The organism is Fictibacillus sp. UD (genome assembly GCF_043558025.1).
In the GTDB taxonomy this organism is placed as follows: domain Bacteria; phylum Bacillota; class Bacilli; order Bacillales; family Fictibacillaceae; genus Fictibacillus.
On the sequence record NZ_JARUHH010000017.1, the window covers coordinates 14,095 to 34,946 of the forward strand.

General features: G+C 32.1%; 20 protein-coding genes. 19 read left to right on the top strand and 1 reads right to left on the bottom strand.

Annotated features, from left to right (window positions below):
• Positions 1 to 24: 24 nt before the first annotated feature.
• The gene (locus P8610_RS17730; protein ID WP_394605636.1) at positions 25 to 426 is read right to left on the bottom strand and encodes a 23S rRNA (pseudouridine(1915)-N(3))-methyltransferase RlmH; all 402 of its coding nucleotides are present in this window, start codon (positions 424 to 426) and stop codon (positions 25 to 27) included.
• A 196-nt stretch (positions 427 to 622) separates the two neighbouring features.
• On the opposite strand from P8610_RS17730, the gene P8610_RS17735 reads away from it, so the two are divergent.
• From P8610_RS17735 to P8610_RS17825, 19 genes are all read left to right on the top strand, one after another.
• Positions 623 to 937 (top strand): hypothetical protein, encoded by a 315-nt coding sequence (locus P8610_RS17735; protein ID WP_394605637.1) that lies wholly within the window; start codon positions 623 to 625, stop codon positions 935 to 937.
• A gap of 4 nt (positions 938 to 941) precedes the next feature.
• Positions 942 to 1,292: a hypothetical protein gene (locus tag P8610_RS17740; RefSeq protein WP_394605638.1), complete on the top strand. Its 351-nt coding sequence runs from the start codon at positions 942 to 944 to the stop codon at positions 1,290 to 1,292.
• Positions 1,293 to 1,851: 559 nt separating this feature from the next.
• Positions 1,852 to 2,613, top strand: a complete 762-nt coding sequence (locus P8610_RS17745) for a hypothetical protein (protein WP_394605639.1) — start codon at positions 1,852 to 1,854, stop codon at positions 2,611 to 2,613.
• A 1-nt stretch (position 2,614) separates the two neighbouring features.
• Entirely contained in the window at positions 2,615 to 3,463 is an 849-nt protein-coding gene (locus P8610_RS17750; RefSeq protein ID WP_394605640.1) for a hypothetical protein, read from the top strand.
• 534 nt (positions 3,464 to 3,997) lie between these two features.
• Positions 3,998 to 4,543 carry a hypothetical protein gene (locus P8610_RS17755; protein WP_394605641.1) on the top strand — a complete coding sequence of 182 codons (546 nt, stop codon included), beginning with the start codon at positions 3,998 to 4,000 and terminating at the stop codon, positions 4,541 to 4,543.
• A gap of 57 nt (positions 4,544 to 4,600) precedes the next feature.
• Positions 4,601 to 5,248, top strand: a complete 648-nt coding sequence (locus P8610_RS17760; protein ID WP_394605642.1) for a hypothetical protein — start codon at positions 4,601 to 4,603, stop codon at positions 5,246 to 5,248.
• 220 nt (positions 5,249 to 5,468) lie between these two features.
• On the top strand, positions 5,469 to 5,741 hold the full coding sequence (locus P8610_RS17765) for a hypothetical protein (protein ID WP_394605643.1): 273 nt from the start codon (positions 5,469 to 5,471) through the stop codon (positions 5,739 to 5,741).
• A 1,044-nt stretch (positions 5,742 to 6,785) separates the two neighbouring features.
• Positions 6,786 to 7,169: a hypothetical protein gene (locus P8610_RS17770; RefSeq protein WP_394605644.1), complete on the top strand. Its 384-nt coding sequence runs from the start codon at positions 6,786 to 6,788 to the stop codon at positions 7,167 to 7,169.
• A 22-nt stretch (positions 7,170 to 7,191) separates the two neighbouring features.
• On the top strand, positions 7,192 to 7,902 hold the full coding sequence (locus P8610_RS17775; protein WP_394605645.1) for a hypothetical protein: 711 nt from the start codon (positions 7,192 to 7,194) through the stop codon (positions 7,900 to 7,902).
• Between the two features lie 42 nt (positions 7,903 to 7,944).
• The gene (locus P8610_RS17780; RefSeq protein ID WP_394605646.1) at positions 7,945 to 8,622 is read left to right on the top strand and encodes a hypothetical protein; all 678 of its coding nucleotides are present in this window, start codon (positions 7,945 to 7,947) and stop codon (positions 8,620 to 8,622) included.
• Positions 8,623 to 9,254: 632 nt separating this feature from the next.
• A complete protein-coding gene (locus P8610_RS17785; protein ID WP_394605647.1) occupies positions 9,255 to 9,938 on the top strand; it encodes a hypothetical protein in 684 nt (227 codons plus the stop codon).
• 158 nt (positions 9,939 to 10,096) lie between these two features.
• The gene (locus P8610_RS17790; RefSeq protein WP_394605648.1) at positions 10,097 to 10,450 is read left to right on the top strand and encodes a hypothetical protein; all 354 of its coding nucleotides are present in this window, start codon (positions 10,097 to 10,099) and stop codon (positions 10,448 to 10,450) included.
• Positions 10,451 to 10,636: 186 nt separating this feature from the next.
• A complete protein-coding gene (locus P8610_RS17795; RefSeq protein ID WP_394605649.1) occupies positions 10,637 to 11,242 on the top strand; it encodes a recombinase family protein in 606 nt (201 codons plus the stop codon).
• A 48-nt stretch (positions 11,243 to 11,290) separates the two neighbouring features.
• Positions 11,291 to 11,869 carry a hypothetical protein gene (locus P8610_RS17800; RefSeq protein WP_394605650.1) on the top strand — a complete coding sequence of 193 codons (579 nt, stop codon included), beginning with the start codon at positions 11,291 to 11,293 and terminating at the stop codon, positions 11,867 to 11,869.
• A gap of 200 nt (positions 11,870 to 12,069) precedes the next feature.
• Positions 12,070 to 13,137: a hypothetical protein gene (locus P8610_RS17805; protein ID WP_394605651.1), complete on the top strand. Its 1,068-nt coding sequence runs from the start codon at positions 12,070 to 12,072 to the stop codon at positions 13,135 to 13,137.
• Positions 13,138 to 13,216: 79 nt separating this feature from the next.
• Positions 13,217 to 14,146 (top strand): hypothetical protein, encoded by a 930-nt coding sequence (locus tag P8610_RS17810; protein ID WP_394605652.1) that lies wholly within the window; start codon positions 13,217 to 13,219, stop codon positions 14,144 to 14,146.
• A 183-nt stretch (positions 14,147 to 14,329) separates the two neighbouring features.
• Positions 14,330 to 16,465 (top strand): type I restriction-modification system subunit M, encoded by a 2,136-nt coding sequence (locus P8610_RS17815; protein ID WP_394605653.1) that lies wholly within the window; start codon positions 14,330 to 14,332, stop codon positions 16,463 to 16,465.
• Positions 16,462 to 17,841: a restriction endonuclease subunit S gene (locus P8610_RS17820; RefSeq protein WP_394605654.1), complete on the top strand. Its 1,380-nt coding sequence runs from the start codon at positions 16,462 to 16,464 to the stop codon at positions 17,839 to 17,841. The genes P8610_RS17815 and P8610_RS17820 overlap by 4 nt, the downstream gene beginning before the upstream one ends.
• Positions 17,841 to 20,810, top strand: coding sequence for a type I restriction endonuclease subunit R (locus P8610_RS17825; RefSeq protein ID WP_394605655.1), 2,970 nt, complete (start codon positions 17,841 to 17,843; stop codon positions 20,808 to 20,810). The genes P8610_RS17820 and P8610_RS17825 overlap by 1 nt, the downstream gene beginning before the upstream one ends.
• The last annotated feature ends 42 nt before the right edge of the window (positions 20,811 to 20,852 follow it).

Genomic DNA, 20,852 nt, shown 5'->3' on the forward strand with positions numbered 1-20,852 from the left:
TAAAAGGCGACAGTGAGTCGCCTTTTATTTATGATAGGGTTCATTACCTAGAATACGATATGAACGGTAAATTTGCTCAAACATAATGAGTGTTTTAATTCCTAAATCCATTTCTATAGTACTCAAAGCCACCACTTCATCATGGGGAATATTATTGGTACCTATAACAAAAGTAACATCTGACTTTCCTGTAATCCCTAAATGATTTATTTTATCAGCAAGTTCTTCTGAAGTTACCGTTTTTCCATTAACAGAAATTAATATCTTATATGACTTATCAGCGAGTTTTTTTAAAAGTTGTTCCTCGTTTTTAAAGGACTGTAATTTAATTTTGCAGTATCTACTCAGTCGCTTTTCATATTCCTTTATTCCTTCTAGAAAAGTTTTATCTATTTTTTCACCTACTACGTAAACTTTAATATTCATAGCAAAACTCCAGTTAAAATATTTTATAGCTATCAACTCATACTACTTTATTTGGATGGTGAAAAACAAGACGCATTAAAAATCTGAATAACAATGATTTCTAAAGTGTATTTTCACTTTGACTCTTCTTCATTCCAAGTTATATTACTACAAAGTAAAAGTTCGAATGTGATTTGGAGAAGAATGAAGTTAATTTATGCAAATTACACAAGAAAGTATGTTTAAACGATTTCCTTGGGCAAAACCTGTAATTATAGAGTTAAGTGATTCTGATGAGGGGTTCTTCTGTGACGTTATTCCTTGGACTTACAATCGTGCTCAATTGAATTTGATACACACAATGCTTGAAGAAATAGAAAATTGGTTTTCATTATATAATAAACCAATTGAAGTAACCATATTCGAGTTTAAAGAGGTCCAGGGTCATGTATTTGTAGAAAAGATTTGTGGTTTTTCTGAGATTGAGGACATATTTAGAAAATATCAAATAATATATCTTGGGGAGGAGTAATAATATGGTCTATCTGTCTAGAAGAAGCATATTAGAGAAGTTTCCTTGGGCAAAAGAGAAGTCATTATTTGATAAAATTGATATTGATCAAGAATTAGATGACTCAATAAAATGGGTTTTAAATGAGAAGCAGCTACAGCTTGTTGTAATGTTATTTAAAGAGCTAGAGGAATGGTTTATTAGTCGAAATAGGGAGATTGACATTAAAATTTATTATATAGGAGAGTTATTGGATAGATTACAAATTGATTTTTCGAGTAATACACGTGAAGTTGGATTAATCATAGACAAGTATAAACGGTTTTCGGTGGATTTATTGGATGAAGAAGATGGGGATTATGATGTTATATTCTGAGGTGTCATAAGAATTGGCACCTTATTTATATTTATTGAGTATTTAATGATTTCATACACAATAAATTGAAGTTTTATCTCTTAAATTAAGAGATATCATAAAAAAAATTCCAATAAATCATTAAAATTTTTTAAATGTTCTCTGGAGAATAACCCCCCTTTAAGAGAAGATACGCCAGGTAAAACATATTAGATAGAGAGAGTCTGTTTAAACCAGTAATTAACGATTACAAATTAACATTTCATCCATACCACACAAATTTAATTGATTTAAACATCTTCGAACTTCTAAGTCATCTTGAGTATCAGCTTATATCCTTCCAAAATCTCCTGACAATAACTCAACACCCACTCACCCGGTCACTCAGTATAATTTAAAGGTAACAGTATTGAAAATGATTTTATTAACAGCAACTTAATGACAGGTAGATGAAAAAAGTAATATTTTTTGCTACATATTTTTTAAAGACTATGAGATGAGTATAATTGGGGTGAATTTTCAAGAGGCATTTTCTCTCTAAGTAGAAACGATAAAATTCTACAAAGAGAGGAATATTTTTATGAAGAAAAATCCATCTACAAACGATCAAGTGATAGTAAAAAATGAAGTTTTACCGCTAAGGGACATTCAGTTTCCATCAGGAATAAAAGATGCGGTAGAGACTGATTGGAAAGTGGAAATTCTACTTGAGGAACATCCTGAATTCACTGGTAATGTCTTTATTGCAAAATTCACAAGCAAACGGGGTAGAACTAATCCAATATATTGTCTTTGTTCTGACCTTTATGACAAGAAAAAACAAAAAGAACTGATAAGGGAATTAGTAAATAGGGGTAGATTTTATCCAGATGAACTTGAAGCCTTTATTCAGTATGTTGACTGTCTAAAGGTAGCTGGACTAATTATTTCAAATGATGAGGGATATAAACAACATATTTTGGGAACAACAGAACTTACTAACTTTGATGAAGCTAATAATGTGTATCGAGCTATTGTTGAACATGCAATTGAAAATAACTCTGCCTTTCCAGATAAGGGGAATTTTAGAGAGGAATATGATGGAATTCGATTTACTGATGCTATAGATAAACTAAAATACGGTGAATATTCTATTGCATTCGAAGCAAAGAAGTTTCGTGAACTAATCGATATGCCAAATACTAAGATTGTTAATGCAATATTAGCAGATTTAGCTAACAGGAGTTTATTCTTTCCAGGTTCATTTGAAAACAGAAAGAAGGTAACTTTGCGAGCTGGTTATGCTCCACACTGTTATATATTTAAAATTGATGATTCTGTATTGTCTCAAGGGGGTATGTAAAATGTTTGAAGTTAAACATATTAAAGTACTCAAAACAATAGGCGGTAAGAGCCGCCTATTGAAAGTATTTCTTCCCCTTATCAGATATGTATACAGGAACTATGAGATTAACGGTTTTATGGATTTATTTGGGGGAGGTAACAAGTTTGTACCTCAATTAAGTAGGAGAGTAGTACCATTTAGGCTCTATAATGAGTTAGATAAAGGTATTTCCAATGTAATGGCTTGTTTAACGGATTGGGGTAATGCAAGGGAATTGGTGAATTTGACGCGTCAACTTCAAAAAACAATTAAAACCGAAAAAGATTTCAAGAATGCTATAAAGAGAAAACATTCGGATGATACAACTCAACTAGAATCAGCAGCACTTGCAATTATTATCGCTGAATATAGTAGAGCAGGAGACAGAGTAAGTTTTTGTAAAGAAAATGCTGAGCGGGGTATTAGCTATGCAAGTTTAGTAAGATACAAAGAGCTGGTTCCTTTATTGCGGGATGTTGTAATAACACAGGCTGATTATAAGTTTTTTATTGAGGAATATGGACACAGGAGTGATTTTCTAGCGATCTTGGACCCACCTTATGTAGACTCAGATATCTACGAGGATTCATTTCCACGTTGCAAACATGAAGAGTTAGTTCGACTTATTGAGAATGTAAAGATGAGAATAATCCTTTGTGGAACTGATAACGATATATATGAGTATCTAGATAAAGATAAGGGTTGGAATAAGTATTTTGTAGGTAACATTCCTAAGAGCAGTTCAACTAAAACCGGTGATAAACAAGCCGAGTTTATTTGGACAAACATAGCTATCCCATTATATCTTCTTCCAAGACAAGTGAAATAATTAAACACCGCCTTACATCAACCAATAGCGATAAAATATGATTAAAAATTTTAGTAATTAATTAGAGAGGATAAGTTTTTTTAGAATAAAAGATATAAAAGTAATATTACTACCAATATAAATTTATTAGTAGAAAATTTATCTTAAGAGCCCAAGTACATCTCCTAGATAATTAATCAGGGGTATATACCAGGCTTTTTTATTTTGCCCAAATTAGGCTTTAATCGGTGGTAGGCTATGTATCCCTTATTTTCCTGAAAGCTTGCCATTTAGCTGTAAAAAATCGTTTACAAGGGTTTCCTGATTCTAAATGTATATTTTTTTATGTTTTAATAAAATCGATTCTATTTTATTTATTAATTTAAGAAGATTCAAAGAGAAATTTACAAAAATACATCAATAGTTTTTACAATTGGTGAGTAGAATTTGCATAAAAAACTCTATTATCTATAACGGCGCTTAACCGAACCATAAAATTAAGCAATAATTTTATTGGTATCTGGGCTGAATACTTTTATGAAGAAGGTGAGCAAGATGGGTAAGACAATTGGGTATCTTTGCACCAAAAAACATAGCGAGGCTCAACTGTTTAAAGGTGTAGTGAAAGCAGATAAATTTTACATCGATTTGGCAACAGATCGAGGATGGTCTAGCTATTATGAGTTTAATAATTTAATAGAAGAAGTAGAAGAAAATGACAAAGTAATTATGCCAAGTATTGTGATGGTGAGTGAAGATTTAGATGAGGTTTATAAACTACTATGCATTTTTCGAAATAAAGGGGTAAAGCTAAATCTCTTAAATCCAACTAGAGGAGAGGAAATCTTTTTAACCGATGGAGGATTTAAAACTCTGGAGGCAATTTTTAATCTGCGAAGGGATTTGACTAAAAATAGTGGAGCAATAGAAATTAAGGCTCAGAATCAAATTAAACATCGAGAAAGTCAAGAAGTATTCCCAGCAGATTTCTATCAGATGTTCATAGATTATAAGAATAATGCTCTAAAGGCAGAGGTTGCAGCTAAGAAACTAAAGATAGATGTGCATAAATTTTATCGACTTGTTCGTGAATTTAGCTAATTTTTCAAGAGATGGGTAATAATTCTGTCACAGCTATTAAGCAAAGGAGGAAATAAGATGTCAATAGAATTTCAAAGGAAATTAGAGCATATGAACCGTTTACAAAGAAAGGGGGTTGACCAAGAGGATAACTATAGACTACTTTTTGACGAGAATTCAAAAGTAGTAGAAATGGCAAAAATTAATGCACATAAAGAAAAAGTTCGAAATGGGGCATTTTATCTAAGTTGCAAGAAAAGTGATAAAGCTGATGAATATTTAGTAATTGATATGTTCGAAGGACAAGTATATAAGGTAAATAAAATGGATTACAGAGTTAAGATTGCTGATGATAACATTCTTGTCACAGATAAAGCAACCAAAAAGGAGAAATTCCTGATAGTTAAAGGTAAATTAGATTTTGGAGAAATCAAGTATCTAGGGATTAAGCATTACACATATTTTTCAGGTGGTAGGGATTTTAAAGGAGTTCCAGCTGTACGTTTTAATAATAGCTATAAGTATTCAATAAGAGTTCACTGGATAATAGCTTTAATGCGTTATGGCATAGAAACTATGAATAAATGCGTTGGAAATTCACCTGTTTTTCGCCTACGTCATAAGGTTGCCTATAAAAAATCTGCAGATAACTCTATCCGTAACCTTCATATTTTAACAGGGAATGATGACGATAATATTTATAGATGGTTTGACGAGCAAGTATGAGTTTGTTCTTTTAACAAAGTAGCGAGGATGTATCGTAACTAACACCTTCGCTACTTTTTGTTTTGTATACAATTACCATGAATGCATAAAAATAAGAGTTACCTCTTGGTGTCTGTATATTCTATCATTTTTTTTAAAATTACCTATAAAAATTCTAGTAAACAAATAAGAACAGAGTTAACATAGCATAAATATTTTCGAAAGGGGTAGTCCAATACCTTTGAAGACCATTAGGTTCTGCCAAACACCCGGCATTCAAGCATTAAAAAATGCTCATTTGGATATAGCAGCATCCATAATTATTCAGCATTTTGCTGGAAAGGAATCATTCTTAGTTTTTTCATATTTAGAAGGCAAGACGTACATCACTGACGGTAATAATATTACGCTTGCCACTTTTGCCCATAGATTATTCAGTCAAGATGTCTGGGCGGTGTATGGTGAAGAAGGTGAAATTAAATACTACACATTTTTGATCCCAAGTGAGTATTAAGAAGAGAGCTAAGGGTAATTTTGTTATCTAACTCTGAGTTTGCATAAAACTATTGCAAAGGTAATAACGATAGGAGGAATGAAGGTGGTTTGTAATTTATTGTTTTGGAACATAAATTGTTGATTGCATTAATTTTCTTCACACAGTTGAATGACTAAGCTGTGGTGTCAGAGTGAACTCTAAGTATCTAATGAGGAGAGGATAAATTCTTTATAAAAACCGAAAACGAGATTTATAAAGGTAAAGATGGTTTTATAAAAGAAAAAACCAAATTATAAATCTCTCGATACTTTTATTAAAGCCGAAAAGGAATCTTATAAAAGTACGGAAATGCTTATAAAACTTGAGGGACATTTAAAAGCGAAAAGAAAGGTTATAATAGGGACTCTTATTTATACAACAAAGATTAACTTTCCACCTCTAAATATTGTTCATTTTATAGGATTTGCTTCATAAATAGTAGAGTTTATACATTCTCGTTTAAATACCATCTCAATCCCTTAAATATAATTCCGATCAGAGTTAGGCAAAGGATGCCTAACTTTTTTTATGCTTAAAAATAGATACTTCCTCAAATAATGCCTCTGATGAATATTCAATATTCTCATAGAAATAATTCTAGTCACTCAAAGGCTCTACATGCATTGATAAGAAATTCGTCCTTAACATTTTACGTTGTAGCATGAACTTTTTTTATTTTTCATGAGAAAATTAGCAACCAAAACTATTCTCAGTAAGGAATGCTTAAGATTTTACTTAAAGAAAGTTATTGTCTATTTTTAACGGTGTTTAAATTTAATAGTTTTATGTCTTGCAGCCCTAAAGGTTATTCAAGAATTATAAATCTTTTAAATAAATAATGTAGAAAGTTTATTAAGTATTTACTGTATTTCCTTGGTTTTTACTAAGTCTTGTAGTTGTTCATAAAGATTCTTCTTACTTTGTTGATCGTGACTCACTTGTATTAGGAGTTACTCAATCACTAAGTAAAGAGTAGGAGAGTGAAAGTTTATAAAAAAGCAGTTGCTGTGGGAGAAAATTCAGGTGGGCATTTATGAAGTCGAACAAGAGCTACAATTGCTTGATAAACCTAATGAAGTTAGAAGCCTCCAAAATGAGAAGAAGTTATTTTTACTAAAAATAGTTTTGTTAATTGAGTATATAGGCAAGTCGACAGAGAAATCATCCTTAAAGTATGAAGCTTGGATAAATAGGGGTAAGAACCGAAGGGAAACAGCAGAAAGATTAGGTATAACTAATGATGGTCTACGAGCAATCATTTTGTACTTTAACACTCGAATGGAGAATTTTATCGGAAAAGATACAGTAAAGAGGATTGTTAAATGCGAGTCGCAACAGGAACTCGATGAGTTAAAGGAGTGGTTCTGGACTCACATTAGTACTCTTTATAAGGGATATTTCAGATAATCATCGGCGGGAGGATAATTAAATGGCAAATAAACTGGTATTTAGAAAGTTTGTCGAAGCAAGAGAACATATAGAGGCAATTCAGCGATGTAAAGAGTTTTATGGTGAAGATGATTCATTGGAAAAGAAGCAACTATCTGCTTTGAAAGAAATATTTGATTATATAAAGAATGATGAGACCTGGGTAGGCCAAGAAAAGTCTAGAAAGAAAGCAATTTTATTCATTAAGAATCGCTGTAACTACGGTAAAACAAAAGATGAGTTAGGTGCAAAAAGTAAAAACAGTGTAGAGGCATCCATGAGTTATTTATCAAAAAAGTTAGAAGGTAAAGTTGGAGCAAGTACCATTGAATTGATACTTGAAGGCAAAGTTGATGAAGCAATGATTCAGTTTCGTGCAGGAACCGGTAAGTTGAATCCTAGCGATTTTATAATAGATGGTCTTTTGAATTTATTACCGCTGTCAAATAAACTACATGCCAATTTAGAAGAGTGTAAAAAAGAAATAAAATTTTTACTAACACTTACAAAGGCAAACTTAGAAAAGCATACTAATTTATACAATAAGCATAATTTATCCTATTTATTATTTGTACTAACATCGACAGATAGTGTCGTAGCACATGAACGAAAAGTGTTGTATCAATTACTACGAGGAGATTTTAGTAAGAATGCAAATGGTGATTCTTTAGATTTAAATTCGCAAATAACCAAAGCATTTGAGAATTTTTAATTAAAGGTTTCAAGAAGAAAAATAATACAAGAAGGTGAAGTTATGTTCTTCATAAATTCAATCGAAAAAGACATTCATCCTGATCTTAGCAGGATTCATCTTATAAAGGGCATAAATCTCCAGAGCTCCTTGACCTTTAATGAAATCATGGACATAACAAATTCTCCTTATTCAAACAAAGGTTGGTGCCAACTCTCTTATTTTGTTACAAAAGAATCACTAAGACCTTATTATAATGAACATATAGGTAGAATTGCCGATCGGAAAATTGCAAATGGAGAATGGCTAATTGATAAAACATCTGACAATTGCTTATTCTACGAGACCTATCTCCGAATGCCTTCAGTTTGTGATTGGACTCGTCAATTCTTATTCTTCTCGCCAGATGAATTTCTAGGTTCATTAGGGGTTTATGCGATAAAACTATCATCTGATATAAGTGAAAATATGGCATTAAGGTGGATTGCAAAGGTTGCTCAATATCAACTAGTCAGTGACAGTCCTTTTAATCGATTTATGGTGGCAATACAAAAAGAGAAATACTGGGAGTTTGCATTTGGAGAAGTACTACCATTGATTGGTCCCAAAAGCCTTATAAAGGCTAGAAGAATAAAAATTTCTTTATTTAAGGAGCCTAGTAAGTTCTTTTATGAACTATTAAGTGGAGGTAAGGCATACAATATTCTTCATGATGAGTATGAAATTAGTGTCAGATTATAAATTTAACACTAATTGTGGCTTATCTGTGGTGCCTTATTAATTAAAAAGAATTAATTTAAAATTTATTACACTAAATATATGTTGAGAGCTATACTAACAAGTTATACGAATAAAAAAGGGTGATGTGTATGTACACCGTAAAGCGTAAATTTTTTGCAGCGTATGGTTCTCTCAAAAATGTGCATAAGATGATTCTGACCTGTCCTGAAGCCTATGTTTTTGGTTGGGGTAACATTCGGGTTTATTGATTAGAATTTAGAACACTTGAAAATATTAAGAATTCAGCAGAAAGTAGTGTACCTATTGTACTTTGGAGTATAACAAAAGATGATGAAACAGAACTAGATATCTTTTTTAATTTAGAAGTTTATCGTAAAGAAGAGCTTAGAGTAGTACTTACAGATGTAAATGACATTGTTGCCCCTTGTAGTGCTGATTACTATCGAGAAGGTATTAAAGCTTTGGGTTATATAATGAAATAGGTAAATATTCAAGGGCACAATGTTTGATAGATTACTAATGCATAGAAATAGTACTAAAATTAACAGGTTTGAGAATAGTTAGAGCGAAGAACTTCTTGTTGAGAATTATGGCATTTGATACCATAAAAGGAAAAAGGAAGTTAAATTATAGTGCATAACCGCCAAGACTTTAAAAGAAGTGTACCTACTGAAAGTTCTAAAACATTTAATAAGGAGAATAATATTTATTATAAAAAAACTAAAGCAAATGATGAAATACAAGCCAGAGGACGTAAAATATTAAATTCTTTGAATAAAGAAGAATACAACAAAATTGGAAGTAAAGAAGATACTTTACATTTCATTTTCTTACTTGGTTTAGCCTCTAAGAAAAAAACTATCAAAGTAAATGAAACCAGAGTTAAAGATATCTCAACACCTATTGGTGTTAGGCTAAAAACTGATATCGATATTGAAGTTTTTCATTTAAAGGAAGTAACTAAAAACAAAGATACAGGAATTGATCTAACGCAAGATGTCGAATATAAAACGGTTAAAGCAGGAGTAACTTTTGATCTGACACTTTATGAGTTTATGTACTTAATTATTCGAGATGAGTATGGTGGATTTTTAAAGGTCTATAAAAAGGATTTTTATGCTCATCTATCGGTTAAGCTCCCTGCTTTTTTAAGAGGGGATGCAAAGTTACCTACTCCTACAATAGTTTTTCAAAAAGAGAATGGTTCTGCCAGAGCAAGTATTATTGATATTGATATAAAAACTCCGAATGGGTGGGAAATAAAATCAGAATTTAAACGATTTGAACCATTTATTAAAAGAAGAAAGAGAAAATGAAAATAAAAGGACACCAGTTAGGTGTTCTTTTATTAAATAGTCTGTTAATCGTATGGTTATCTAGTTAATAAGTTTCCATTCTACTTTTAACTTTCCTAACTGTTTTCCCTTGGGCATAAGGTAGTTTTTTTTACTTTAGATTAAAGGTGTTGATTTTAATGGCGAATCATTTCTTTAAACCTATTACGCATAGGTGGATGAGGGGTAATGAAAAAATAGGGAATTTTATTATTGACGCAAATAAAAATGGTGAATTTATATATTTCATTGATGATAAAGAGGTAACAGATTTGATACGTAAAAGAATACCTGGCAAACGAGAAACAAAAAAATTAAATGAACAGTTCTTTCTTCAAACAGAATATAGTGAGTATTTTTATATACAGCATACAAATTGCTATAGCCCTGATGATGATTTGTGGGTCAGATTAGACCCTAAAATGAAGTATGAACAGGTCATATTTAAAAATTGCGTATTAAAAGAATTACTAAGGATCTATAGAATTTCATGAATGTCAACTCTCTAATTAGCTTTTATAAATAGTCTATAAAGCTACCCCTTTATGCTCGTTTCTTATTAATTATTATTGCTAGTCTATTTATTAAAAAAATAAAGCTTTATAAACGTCTAAAAAATAATTGACCTTTATGTACAATCAAGCTAACATACAACAACTTTATTAGTTTGGGGGTATGTTATGCATATAGCATTCGGTTATATAAGGGTATCGACAAAAGAGCAGAATTTAGATAGGCAGCTTGAAGCATTAAGGCGTTATGTGACTGACGAAAAATACATTTACAGTGATAAAGCAAGTGGAAAAGATATGGAACGGGAAGGGTTTCAAAATATGCTCAAAGCTATGCGAACTGGTGACACGCTTTTTATTAAGTCGATTGACCGGTTAGGTAGGAATAAGGCTCAAATTAAAGACTATCTAGAAGAGTTTAAAAAGAATGGCATAAGTGTAAAAATTTTAGATATGCCTACAACTATGCAAGAACATCCAGAAGGCCAGAAATGGGTATTGGATATGATTAATTCTATTCTCATTGAAGTCTATACTTCTTTAGCTCAACAAGAAAGAGAAACTTTATTGCAACGTCAATCAGAGGGGATTGCAGCTGCTAAGGCTAATGGTAAGCATCTTGGCAGACCTGTATTAGAACTTCCTAAAGAATGGCGTCATTCTTATGGACAGTGGAAAAAAGGTGAAATAAAAACTGTAGAATTTATGGATATTGTTAATATGAAAAAATCAACATTTTATAAGAAATTAAATACTTTTGAGAAGTCATTATGAAACTTAAAATTTTGAATTAGCAAATTCTCAGTAAGGAGACGTAAAAGCATGACAAAGTATATAGAAAAGGATTTAAGATTATGGGCAAAGGGCAATAGTATTTTATCTTTTGCTACAAGAAGCCAAAAACTAGCAACGGACTTAATGAAAACAGTTGGAATAAAGGATAGCATTATAGAAATGTTCAAAGTAGGAAAAGTCTTGAGAACTAATAGTTTAAACCCGTTATCTATTTCTCAAGAGGATCTAACAGAAATAGATGAAGAAATTATTTCAAACTTAGATAAAAATGGGTTATCCGTTTATCATGTTCTGCTATCTTATTTTATAGTAGGGAAGCAAACTGAAATCGAATGTGAGCATGAAGTTTCTACCTATAAAACAGTTACTACTACAAATTGTTATCTCTGTGTTCCAAAAGATATTTTTAATGATGCAATGGCTTTTGCTGAAGATTCTACTAATGAAAGTAATAGAGAATTGGTTATTAAGGAATACATAGAGCATAATATATTCTTAGCCAATCAGGGTTACCTATATTCTTATGTAGTAAGTGCTGATGGTGGAGCAGACTTTTATAATATCGGGGTAAATGGTTTAAATGGAGATTTGCTGAGTGTTAGTTAAACTCAAGCTAAAATCAAAAATATACACTTATTCTTTTAGCGATGATTATTTAGTGTCATTTAAAAGAATAGGTGTTTTTTTTAAAAAAAAATTGAAATTTTAATTTCTTCCTATTGAGATAAGGCTCTCTTATTTTCCAAAAGAACCCATATTTATAGTAGAATATAAAGTAATATTACAGAATATGGGGAGAATGATTTATGCTTGAGGATCAGCATGAACTAAATAGGATATTTTCAACTACAATTAAACTATTTCAAAACCAAGGCGATTACGATGTTACTAAAATATTAAAAGCAGCTATTATCTCTAGTGAAATGGTCCGCTATGATAATTGGAACGGTGGGATTAATTATTATTCTATCTATATTGATGTGGATGCAACATTGTTTGCTTTCTATGAAAATCAATTGAAGGACATCGAAGAAAAGCTTAAAGAAAAGTTTGAAATCTTTTTGCGTGGAGTTGAAGGCGAAGGTCTTATGGATATAATAATTAGACCTGTTGTGAAGCACTACATAGACTGGACTTCTGTAAGTGATAAAACTACCAAAATTGATTTTCTTAAATTGCTCCATAAAATTAAATCAATTCTAATACCAGTTGCAACAGGAGGACCCAAAATTCAATCTGTAAATGGAGAATACAAAAAGCTCTACCATGAGATAGATATAATCTTTGAGCGGTTAAAGCTAAATAACCCTAACAGATTTACGAATTTATGGGAATGGTATGGGCATTGGAGTTCTGGAGATCTTCCCACGTACCAATCAAGAAGACGGTTTATATCTGAAATGTATAAAGAGATTATCGATCTAATAGAAAAATCGAGTGAGACAGTGCCTATTGACCAACCCTACGAAATTACTGGATGGGAAAGAGTGGATAGAGGGGTTTCCGAAATAAGAAAGCGAATGAGTGAAGCTGATACAGAAGAGCAGTTTCAAGCTATTGGATTATTATCAAGAGAGACTATTATTTCCTTAGCACAAGAAGTATATGATTCTGAGATACATGTTTCAATCGACGAGGTGACTCCCAGTAGTACTGATGCAAAAAGAATGCTAGATGCCTTTCTTAGTTATGAACTAGGGGGGTCTTCCAACGAAGCTTATAGAAAATATGCAAAGTCTGCTTTGGTTCTTGCAAATGACCTTACACATAGGAGAAGTGCTAGTATTCATGAGGCATCCATGTGTGTTGTAGCTGTTATTTCACTTGTTAACATTGTAAAAGTAATCACAAATAAATCAAATATTCGATTTTAATAACCTTATCTCTTCATCAGTTTTATATTTTAACAGTGCATGATTTGAAATAAGGTAAAGTTGTGAAAGGGTGAAAATAATGAGCTATCGCATTAGTTTAAATTTGGTTGAAAACGGGTTGAATTTTATATCAAAGTCTATTGAAACTATAGATAAACCTGATGAAGACCTAAAATATTCATTAATAAATTTACATGCAGGAATACAATTGCTTTTGAAAGAGATGCTTTACCAAGAGCATTGGTCGCTAATTTTTCAAAATGTAGAGACTGCTGATAAAAACAAACTGAAATCTGGAGACTTTATAAGTGTCAATCAAGATACTTTAATTAAAAGACTACAAAAAATTAGTGGTATTGAATTTGATGAGCAGCTACTTGAAAAAATGGATTGGTTAAGAAAAGAAAGGAACAAAACGGAACACTATCACTTTGTAGTTACTGCCGATGTACTTAAATCTAATATTGTAAAACTTTTTACTTACTTTATTCCATTTATCAAAACAGAGATGATTGAAACAGGATACATTAGTTCTGACGATGAAAGATTCTATGAAATACAAGATTATTTAAATGAATTTGATGAATATGTGTCTGAGAGACTTGAGCTAATTCAGAGTTTATTAAGTAACAAAGAAATAATTTTACAATGTCCAATTTGTAATCAAGAGACTATTGAATTTACAGATGAAACTGATGCATTTTGTTATTTCTGTGATAAAAAAATTGAGAATTTCACTGAACAATATATTGATAGCTTTGTTGATACATACAGTCATGTAATGGATGGTGGAGAAGACCCTCTTAATGAGTGTCCTGAATGTGAATTAGAAACTTTTCTTTGTCTAGATGAATACCAATATGTTTGTCTAACCTGCGGGGTAAAACCAACTCAAGATGACTTAACAACATGTAATGGTCCAAGATGCAACGGGAAGTTAATCTACAGAAGAGATGAGGATGTTGCGGATTTTTGTGGGTATTGTACAGATTATTTTAAACATGCTTAGTTAACTAGCACCTTTTCTTTTTGTGATGATTATTTTAGGGTCATCATAAAAGTAGGTGCTTCTTTTTTATTAATGTAGTTCAAATGGTAACGATCTCCTGGAAATAAAAATGAGTGATGATATGATACTATTAAACTAAGTATCTATGGATAAATGATATAGAGATATATTGGAGGAAGAAACGTGAATAATCAAACATATAATCAAATTGTTAGTTTTATATGGAGCATTGCCGATGATTGCCTTCGCGACGTTTATGTACGGGGTAAATATAGAGATGTAATCTTACCGATGACAGTAATACGTCGCCTTGATGCAGTTCTTGAGCCTACAAAAGAGGCAGTATTGCAAATGAAAGATTCATTGGATAAAGCAGGAGTAGTAAATCAAACAGCTGCACTTTGTAATGTGGCGGAACAAGCTTTTTGTAATTCTTCACCTTTTACACTAAAAGACCTTAAGTCGAGAGCTAAACAGCAACAGCTTAAATCTGATTTTATTTCGTATTTAGATGGTTTCTCACCCAATGTACAAGAAATACTTGAAAAGTTTAAATTCAGAAATCAAATTGACACGATGATTGAAGCTGATATTTTAGGAGCGGTTATTGAAAAGTTTGTAAGTCCTAAGATTAACTTGAGCCCTAACCCAATCTTAGACGATAAAGGCGAAATACAAGTTCCTGGTCTTGATAATCATACTATGGGGGTAATCTTTGAGGAATTAATCCGTAAGTTTAATGAAGAAAACAATGAGGAAGCAGGAGAGCATTTCACACCTCGTGATGTAGTTGAGCTTATGGCAGATATTACCTTTTTACCAGTAGCAGATAAAATTAAGGATGCACCTTACCTTGTATATGATGGGGCATGTGGAACAGGCGGCATGTTAACTATCGCAGATGAAAGATTGCATCAACTGGCTAAGGAGCATAACAAAAGTATAACTACATATTTATATGGGCAAGAGATTAACCCAGAAACATTTGCAATAACCAAAGCTGATTTGCTCATTAAAGGTGAAGCAATACAGGATGACAATGTTGCTTATGGTTCTACATTATCTAATGATGGATTTCCAACTTATAATTTTGACTTTATGCTATCGAATCCACCTTACGGAAAGAGTTGGAAAACAGACTTAGAACGCCTTGGGGGTAAATCAGATATTTCTGATACTCGGTTTATAGTTTCTCATGGTGGGGAACCAGAATTTCAAATGATTCCACGCTCAAGTGATGGGCAGATGTTATTTTTGGCAAATAAGATTAGTAAAATGAAACACGATACAGAACTTGGTAGTCGGATTGTCGAAGTCCATAATGGTTCCTCATTATTTACTGGTGATGCAGGGCAAGGTGAAAGTAATCTTAGAAGATATATTATAGAAAACGATTGGCTTGAAGCGATTATTGCATTACCTGAAAATATGTTTTACAACACGGGTATTGCAACGTATATCTGGATTGTTACTAATAGAAAAGCACAGGATAGACGAGGAATGGTTCAACTAATAAATGCAACAGGCCTTAAAAGTCCCCTTAGAAAGAACTTAGGAAACAAAAACTGCGAATTCACTCCTGAAATTAGAAAACAAATTTCGGATATGTTAATTAATTTTGAACAGAATGAGCAATCTAAGATATTTGATAACGAAGAGTTCGGCTACCATAAGATTACAGTTGAAAGACCGCTGCGATTAAGTATGAATCTTGCAAAAGAAAGCTTAGAACGATTTGAGGAAATCTGTAAACAACAAAAGGAAACATCATTAATATCCGTTATTTATGTTGTTGCTGAAAAATTACAATACACTACGATTAATGACTTTAACTTGTTCCTAAAAGAGTTAGGAAAGATAGCAGCAGAATTAAATGTAAAAATATCAACTAAGAGATTAAACCTAATCAAAAATAGTCTTACTGAAATCGATGAGAATGCAGAAAAGGTAATAAAAAAAATTCACAAACTTGGGAAAATAGAGGCAAATCCACTATATGGACTGTACAATACAACTGTTGATGGTAAAGAATGTATTGTAGAATATGAACCTAATGGTAATTTACGAGATACTGAACAAATACCTTTATTGCACGAAGGAGGTATTAAACAGTTCTTCCAAGATGAAGTATTATCTTTTGTGCCAGATGCTTGGATTGAAAAAAGTAAAACTCTAATAGGTTATGAGATTAACTTTTCAAAGTATTTTTACAAGCCAGTAAAACATCGGAACCTCGATGAAATAAAAGCAGAGATATATAAACTTGAGAGTGAAACTGATGGACTATTAGAACAAATAATTGGGAGGAGAGAGAGATGATAGAGAACTTTTCCCCTTATTTGGAGTATAAAGATTCTGGTCATCCGTGTTTTGGGGAAATACCAAAACATTGGAAAGTCCTTAGGAATGGTAGAATCTTTTTGCAACGTAATGAGACAGGATATCCTGATTTACCAATTTTAGAGGTATCTTTAAAAACTGGAGTTCGTGTAAGGGATTTTAAAAATTCTAAGCGTAAACAGGTCATGAGTGATCGTGAAAAATACAAGCGAGTAATTAGAGGAGATATTGCCTACAACATGATGAGAATGTGGCAAGGTGCTGTAGGTGTTGCTCCAGTCGATGGTTTAGTCAGTCCAGCATATGTAGTGGCGAGTCCATTTTCAGAAGTAGACAGCCATTATTACTCATACTTGTTTAGAACTCATACCTACATGAATGAAGTAAATAAATATTCTCATGGAATTGTTGCAGACCGTAATAGATTATACTGGGATGAATTTAAGCAAATACCATCATTATACCCACCTCATGAGGAACAAAATAAAATTGTGAAATATTTAGACTTTCAACTTACTAAGATAAATAAGTTTATCAAGGTAAAGAAAAAGCTTATTTCAGTTCTTAATGAACAAAAACAAGCTGTTATTAACCAGGCTGTAACTAAAGGAATTCATTCAAATATAAAAATGAAACCCTCAGGAATTGACTGGATTGGAGAAATCCCTAACCATTGGAATGTAATGCGTGGAAAGTTTTTATTTAAGAATAAAAAGGAATTAAATACAAATAATCAGTGCGGAAATGTATTATCTTTAACACTTAGGGGTGTTGTTAATAATTGTTTAGATAATCCAGAAGGTCTGGTTCCAAAAGATTATAATACATACCAAATTTTCGAAAAAAATGATTTGGTTTTTAAGTTGATTGATCTTGAAAATTTTCAGACGAGCAGGGTTGGATTAGTTCCAGAAAGAGGTATAATGAGCCCTGCATATATTAGATTAACTTCAATTCAAAATAATGATATTAAATACTTTTATTATCAATACTTTAATTTATATTTAGGTAGAGTTTATAACAATCTAGGTGCAGGTGTTAGGTCCACTCTAAGTGGCAAAGATTTATTGGAAATACCAATCGTTGTTCCAAGTTATAGTGAGCAAGTGGAGATTAGAGAATTTATAATCAGTAATTTAAGAGGTATCGATAACATCATCTCAAAAACACAGGATGAAATTAATTTAATTTCTGAATATAGCACCAGACTTATTTCTGATGTTGTTACTGGTAAAGTAGATATACGAAATTTTTTTGTTGATGAAGTTTTTAATGAAGACATAGGCATTAATTATATCGATGAAGAAATAGAAGACAATGATGAAGTTGTAGATAGTGAGGAGTGTGAGGTTTAATGCCAACCAACACCAAAGAATCTGGGTTAGAAAAACTAATTGTGGAGCATCTCGTAAATCACAATGGTTATGACCAAGGGACAAACAATGACTACAACAAAGAATATACAATAGATGAAACACGGTTATTCAAGTTTTTACAGGATACTCAACCAGAACAACTTGAAAAATTAGGGGTATTTACAAATGAATTAAACAAGATTAAATTTTTAAATCGTTTACAAGGAGAAATTTCTAAAAACGGCATTATTGATGTTTTGAAACGGGGTATAAAAATTTATCCTGTGACACTTGATTTATTTTATTTAACACCTTCTCAGAAAAATACGAATGCGAAAGAGTTGTATAACAAAAATATATTCAGTGTAACAAGGCAACTTATGTATTCAAGAGATAATGCAAGGCTTGCTCTTGATATGGTCATTTTCATTAATGGTTTACCAATCATTACTTGTGAGTTGAAAAATAGACTAACCATTCAAAATGTTGATGATGCAGTTTATCAATACAAAACTGATCGAGACCCTCGAGAACTACTTTTTAGTTTTGGTAGATGTATGGTTCATTTCGCTGTTGATGAAAATGAAGTTAAGATGTGTACAAAACTGGAAGGGAAGAAATCTTGGTTTCTCCCATTTAACAAAGGTTATAAGGATGGAGCAGGTAATCCACCAAATCCAAATGGCATTAAGACAGATTATCTATGGAAAGAAATCTTGGTTAAGGATGAGCTTGCGAATATTATAGAAAACTATGCACAAATTGTTGAAGAAAAAGATGAGGAAACAAAAAAAGTAAAAAAGAAACAAGTTTTTCCTCGTTATCATCAGCTAGCAGGAGTAAAGTCAATATTAGTTAATGTCAAAGAGAACGGTGCCGGTCAAAAATATCTTATTCAACATAGTGCAGGCAGTGGGAAGTCCAATTCTATTGCATGGTTAGCTCATCAACTAGTATCACTCTCTAAAAATGGGAAAAACGTTTTTGATTCTGTAATTGTTGTTACCGATAGGATTAATCTAGATAAACAGATTAAGAATACCATTAAAAGCTTTATGCAAGTGTCTAATACTGTAGGACATGCCGAAAGCTCTGGTGACCTGAAAAAGCTTCTTCAAGATGGGAAGAAAATTATTATTACAATTGTTCATAAATTCCCTTACATCCTTGAAGATATAGGAAATAAGCATAGAAAAAATACCTTTGCTATTATCATTGACGAAGCTCACTCAAGCCAAAGTGGAAATATGTCAGCGAAAATGAATATGGCATTATCGGGTAATTATGCTGACAGCGATGAAGAAACTATTGAGGATAAGATAGTAAAGATGTTAGAGGGTAGAAAAATGCTTACGAATGCTAGCTATTTTGCATTTACTGCCACTCCTAAAAATAAAACATTGGAAATGTTTGGTGTTCCGTTTGAATCAGAAGGAAAGGTGAAACACAGGCCGTTCCATGTTTACACGATGAAGCAAGCGACTCAAGAAGGTTTTATCATAGATGTTTTGAAAGATTACACACCGATTAAGAGTTACTATAAGATTGCTAAAATAGTTGAAGATGACCCAATGTTTGACAAGAAAAAGGCTCAGAAAAAGCTAAGAAAATATGTAGAGTCAAATGAAAAGGCAATTGATTTGAAATCAGAAATAATCATTGACCATTTTCAAGACCAAGTGATTGCGAAGGGTAAAATTGGTGGCATGGCTCGTTCCATGGTTGTTACAAACAGTATTGAACGGGCAATTCAATATTACTATTCAATCACAGCTTATTTAGAAAGAAGAAAGAGTCCTTACAAAGCTATTGTAGCATTTTCTGGAGAAAAGGAGTTTGGTGGTCAAAAGTTAACAGAAAGTGCTATTAATGGATTTCCGAGTAATGAAATTGAAAAAAAGTTAAAAAAAGACCCTTATAGAATTTTAGTCGTAGCTAACAAATTTCAAACTGGTTATGATGAACCGCTACTTCATTCAATGTACGTAGATAAAGTGTTAACTGATATTAAGGCAGTTCAGACATTATCTAGGCTGAATAGAGCACATCCTCAAAAATACGATACTTTTGTTTTAGACTTTGCTAATGAAACGGATACCATTAAAGGAGCTTTTTCAAAGTATTATAAGACAACTATTCTTTCTGATGAAACAGACCCGGACAAGCTCAATGATATTGAAAGTGATTTGAGAAGATATCATGTGTTTACAGATTATCATGTAGATACCATTGTTGAGCTTTACTTAAATGGAGCAGAAAGGGACAAGTTAGACCCTGTTTTAGATGTTTGTGCTGTAAACTATGAAGAAGAACTAGATGAAAGCGAACAAATCGACTTCAAGAGTAAAGCGAAAGCATTTGCACGAACGTACGGATTTTTAGCATCAATATTACCATATGGACATGTTGAGTGGGAAAAGTTATCAATATTTTTAAATCTCCTGATACCAAAGCTTCCAGCACCAAAGGAAGAGGATTTATCAAAAGGAATTCTTGAGGCAATTGATTTAGATAGTTATAGAGTTGAAGCACAGACAAAAATGTCTATTGTCTTGGAAGATACACCGTTTTACGAGATCGACCCTGTTCCAACTTCGGCAGGGGGAGGAAAAGCTGAACCTGAACTTGACTTATTAAGTAACATATTATCCACTTTTCACGACCTGTTCGGAAATATCCAATGGAAAGATGAAGACCAAGTAAAAAAACATATTGCATCTATTCCAGAAATTGTGGCTAAGGATAAAGATTATCAAAATGCCATGAAAAACTCTGATAAACAAAATGCCAAAATAGAAAGCCAAAAAGCTTTAAATAAAGCAGTCATAAATTTAATGGCAGATAACATGGAAATCTTTAAGCAGTATAACGATAATGATTCTTTTAAAAAATGGCTTTCCGATATGGTATTTAGTATCACTTATAATACAGAAGGTGAAGTATTTACCGGAAATCCAGAGTTAGAATAAATATCCAGTGACTTAGTTCAATTAATTTGACGTAGAGGGTGA

What these genes read in the sequence shown, in the direction of transcription:
- P8610_RS17730 (WP_394605636.1), bottom strand. Translation starts at nt 426, where the DNA reads ATGAATATTAAAGTTTACGTAGTAGGTGAAAAAATAGATAAAACTTTT.
- P8610_RS17735 (WP_394605637.1), top strand. Translation starts at nt 623, where the DNA reads ATGCAAATTACACAAGAAAGTATGTTTAAACGATTTCCTTGGGCAAAA.
- P8610_RS17740 (WP_394605638.1), top strand. Translation starts at nt 942, where the DNA reads ATGGTCTATCTGTCTAGAAGAAGCATATTAGAGAAGTTTCCTTGGGCA.
- P8610_RS17745 (WP_394605639.1), top strand. Translation starts at nt 1,852, where the DNA reads ATGAAGAAAAATCCATCTACAAACGATCAAGTGATAGTAAAAAATGAA.
- P8610_RS17750 (WP_394605640.1), top strand. Translation starts at nt 2,615, where the DNA reads ATGTTTGAAGTTAAACATATTAAAGTACTCAAAACAATAGGCGGTAAG.
- P8610_RS17755 (WP_394605641.1), top strand. Translation starts at nt 3,998, where the DNA reads ATGGGTAAGACAATTGGGTATCTTTGCACCAAAAAACATAGCGAGGCT.
- P8610_RS17760 (WP_394605642.1), top strand. Translation starts at nt 4,601, where the DNA reads ATGTCAATAGAATTTCAAAGGAAATTAGAGCATATGAACCGTTTACAA.
- P8610_RS17775 (WP_394605645.1), top strand. Translation starts at nt 7,192, where the DNA reads ATGGCAAATAAACTGGTATTTAGAAAGTTTGTCGAAGCAAGAGAACAT.
- P8610_RS17780 (WP_394605646.1), top strand. Translation starts at nt 7,945, where the DNA reads ATGTTCTTCATAAATTCAATCGAAAAAGACATTCATCCTGATCTTAGC.
- P8610_RS17790 (WP_394605648.1), top strand. Translation starts at nt 10,097, where the DNA reads ATGGCGAATCATTTCTTTAAACCTATTACGCATAGGTGGATGAGGGGT.
- P8610_RS17795 (WP_394605649.1), top strand. Translation starts at nt 10,637, where the DNA reads ATGCATATAGCATTCGGTTATATAAGGGTATCGACAAAAGAGCAGAAT.
- P8610_RS17800 (WP_394605650.1), top strand. Translation starts at nt 11,291, where the DNA reads ATGACAAAGTATATAGAAAAGGATTTAAGATTATGGGCAAAGGGCAAT.
- P8610_RS17805 (WP_394605651.1), top strand. Translation starts at nt 12,070, where the DNA reads ATGCTTGAGGATCAGCATGAACTAAATAGGATATTTTCAACTACAATT.
- P8610_RS17810 (WP_394605652.1), top strand. Translation starts at nt 13,217, where the DNA reads ATGAGCTATCGCATTAGTTTAAATTTGGTTGAAAACGGGTTGAATTTT.
- P8610_RS17820 (WP_394605654.1), top strand. Translation starts at nt 16,462, where the DNA reads ATGATAGAGAACTTTTCCCCTTATTTGGAGTATAAAGATTCTGGTCAT.
- P8610_RS17825 (WP_394605655.1), top strand. Translation starts at nt 17,841, where the DNA reads ATGCCAACCAACACCAAAGAATCTGGGTTAGAAAAACTAATTGTGGAG.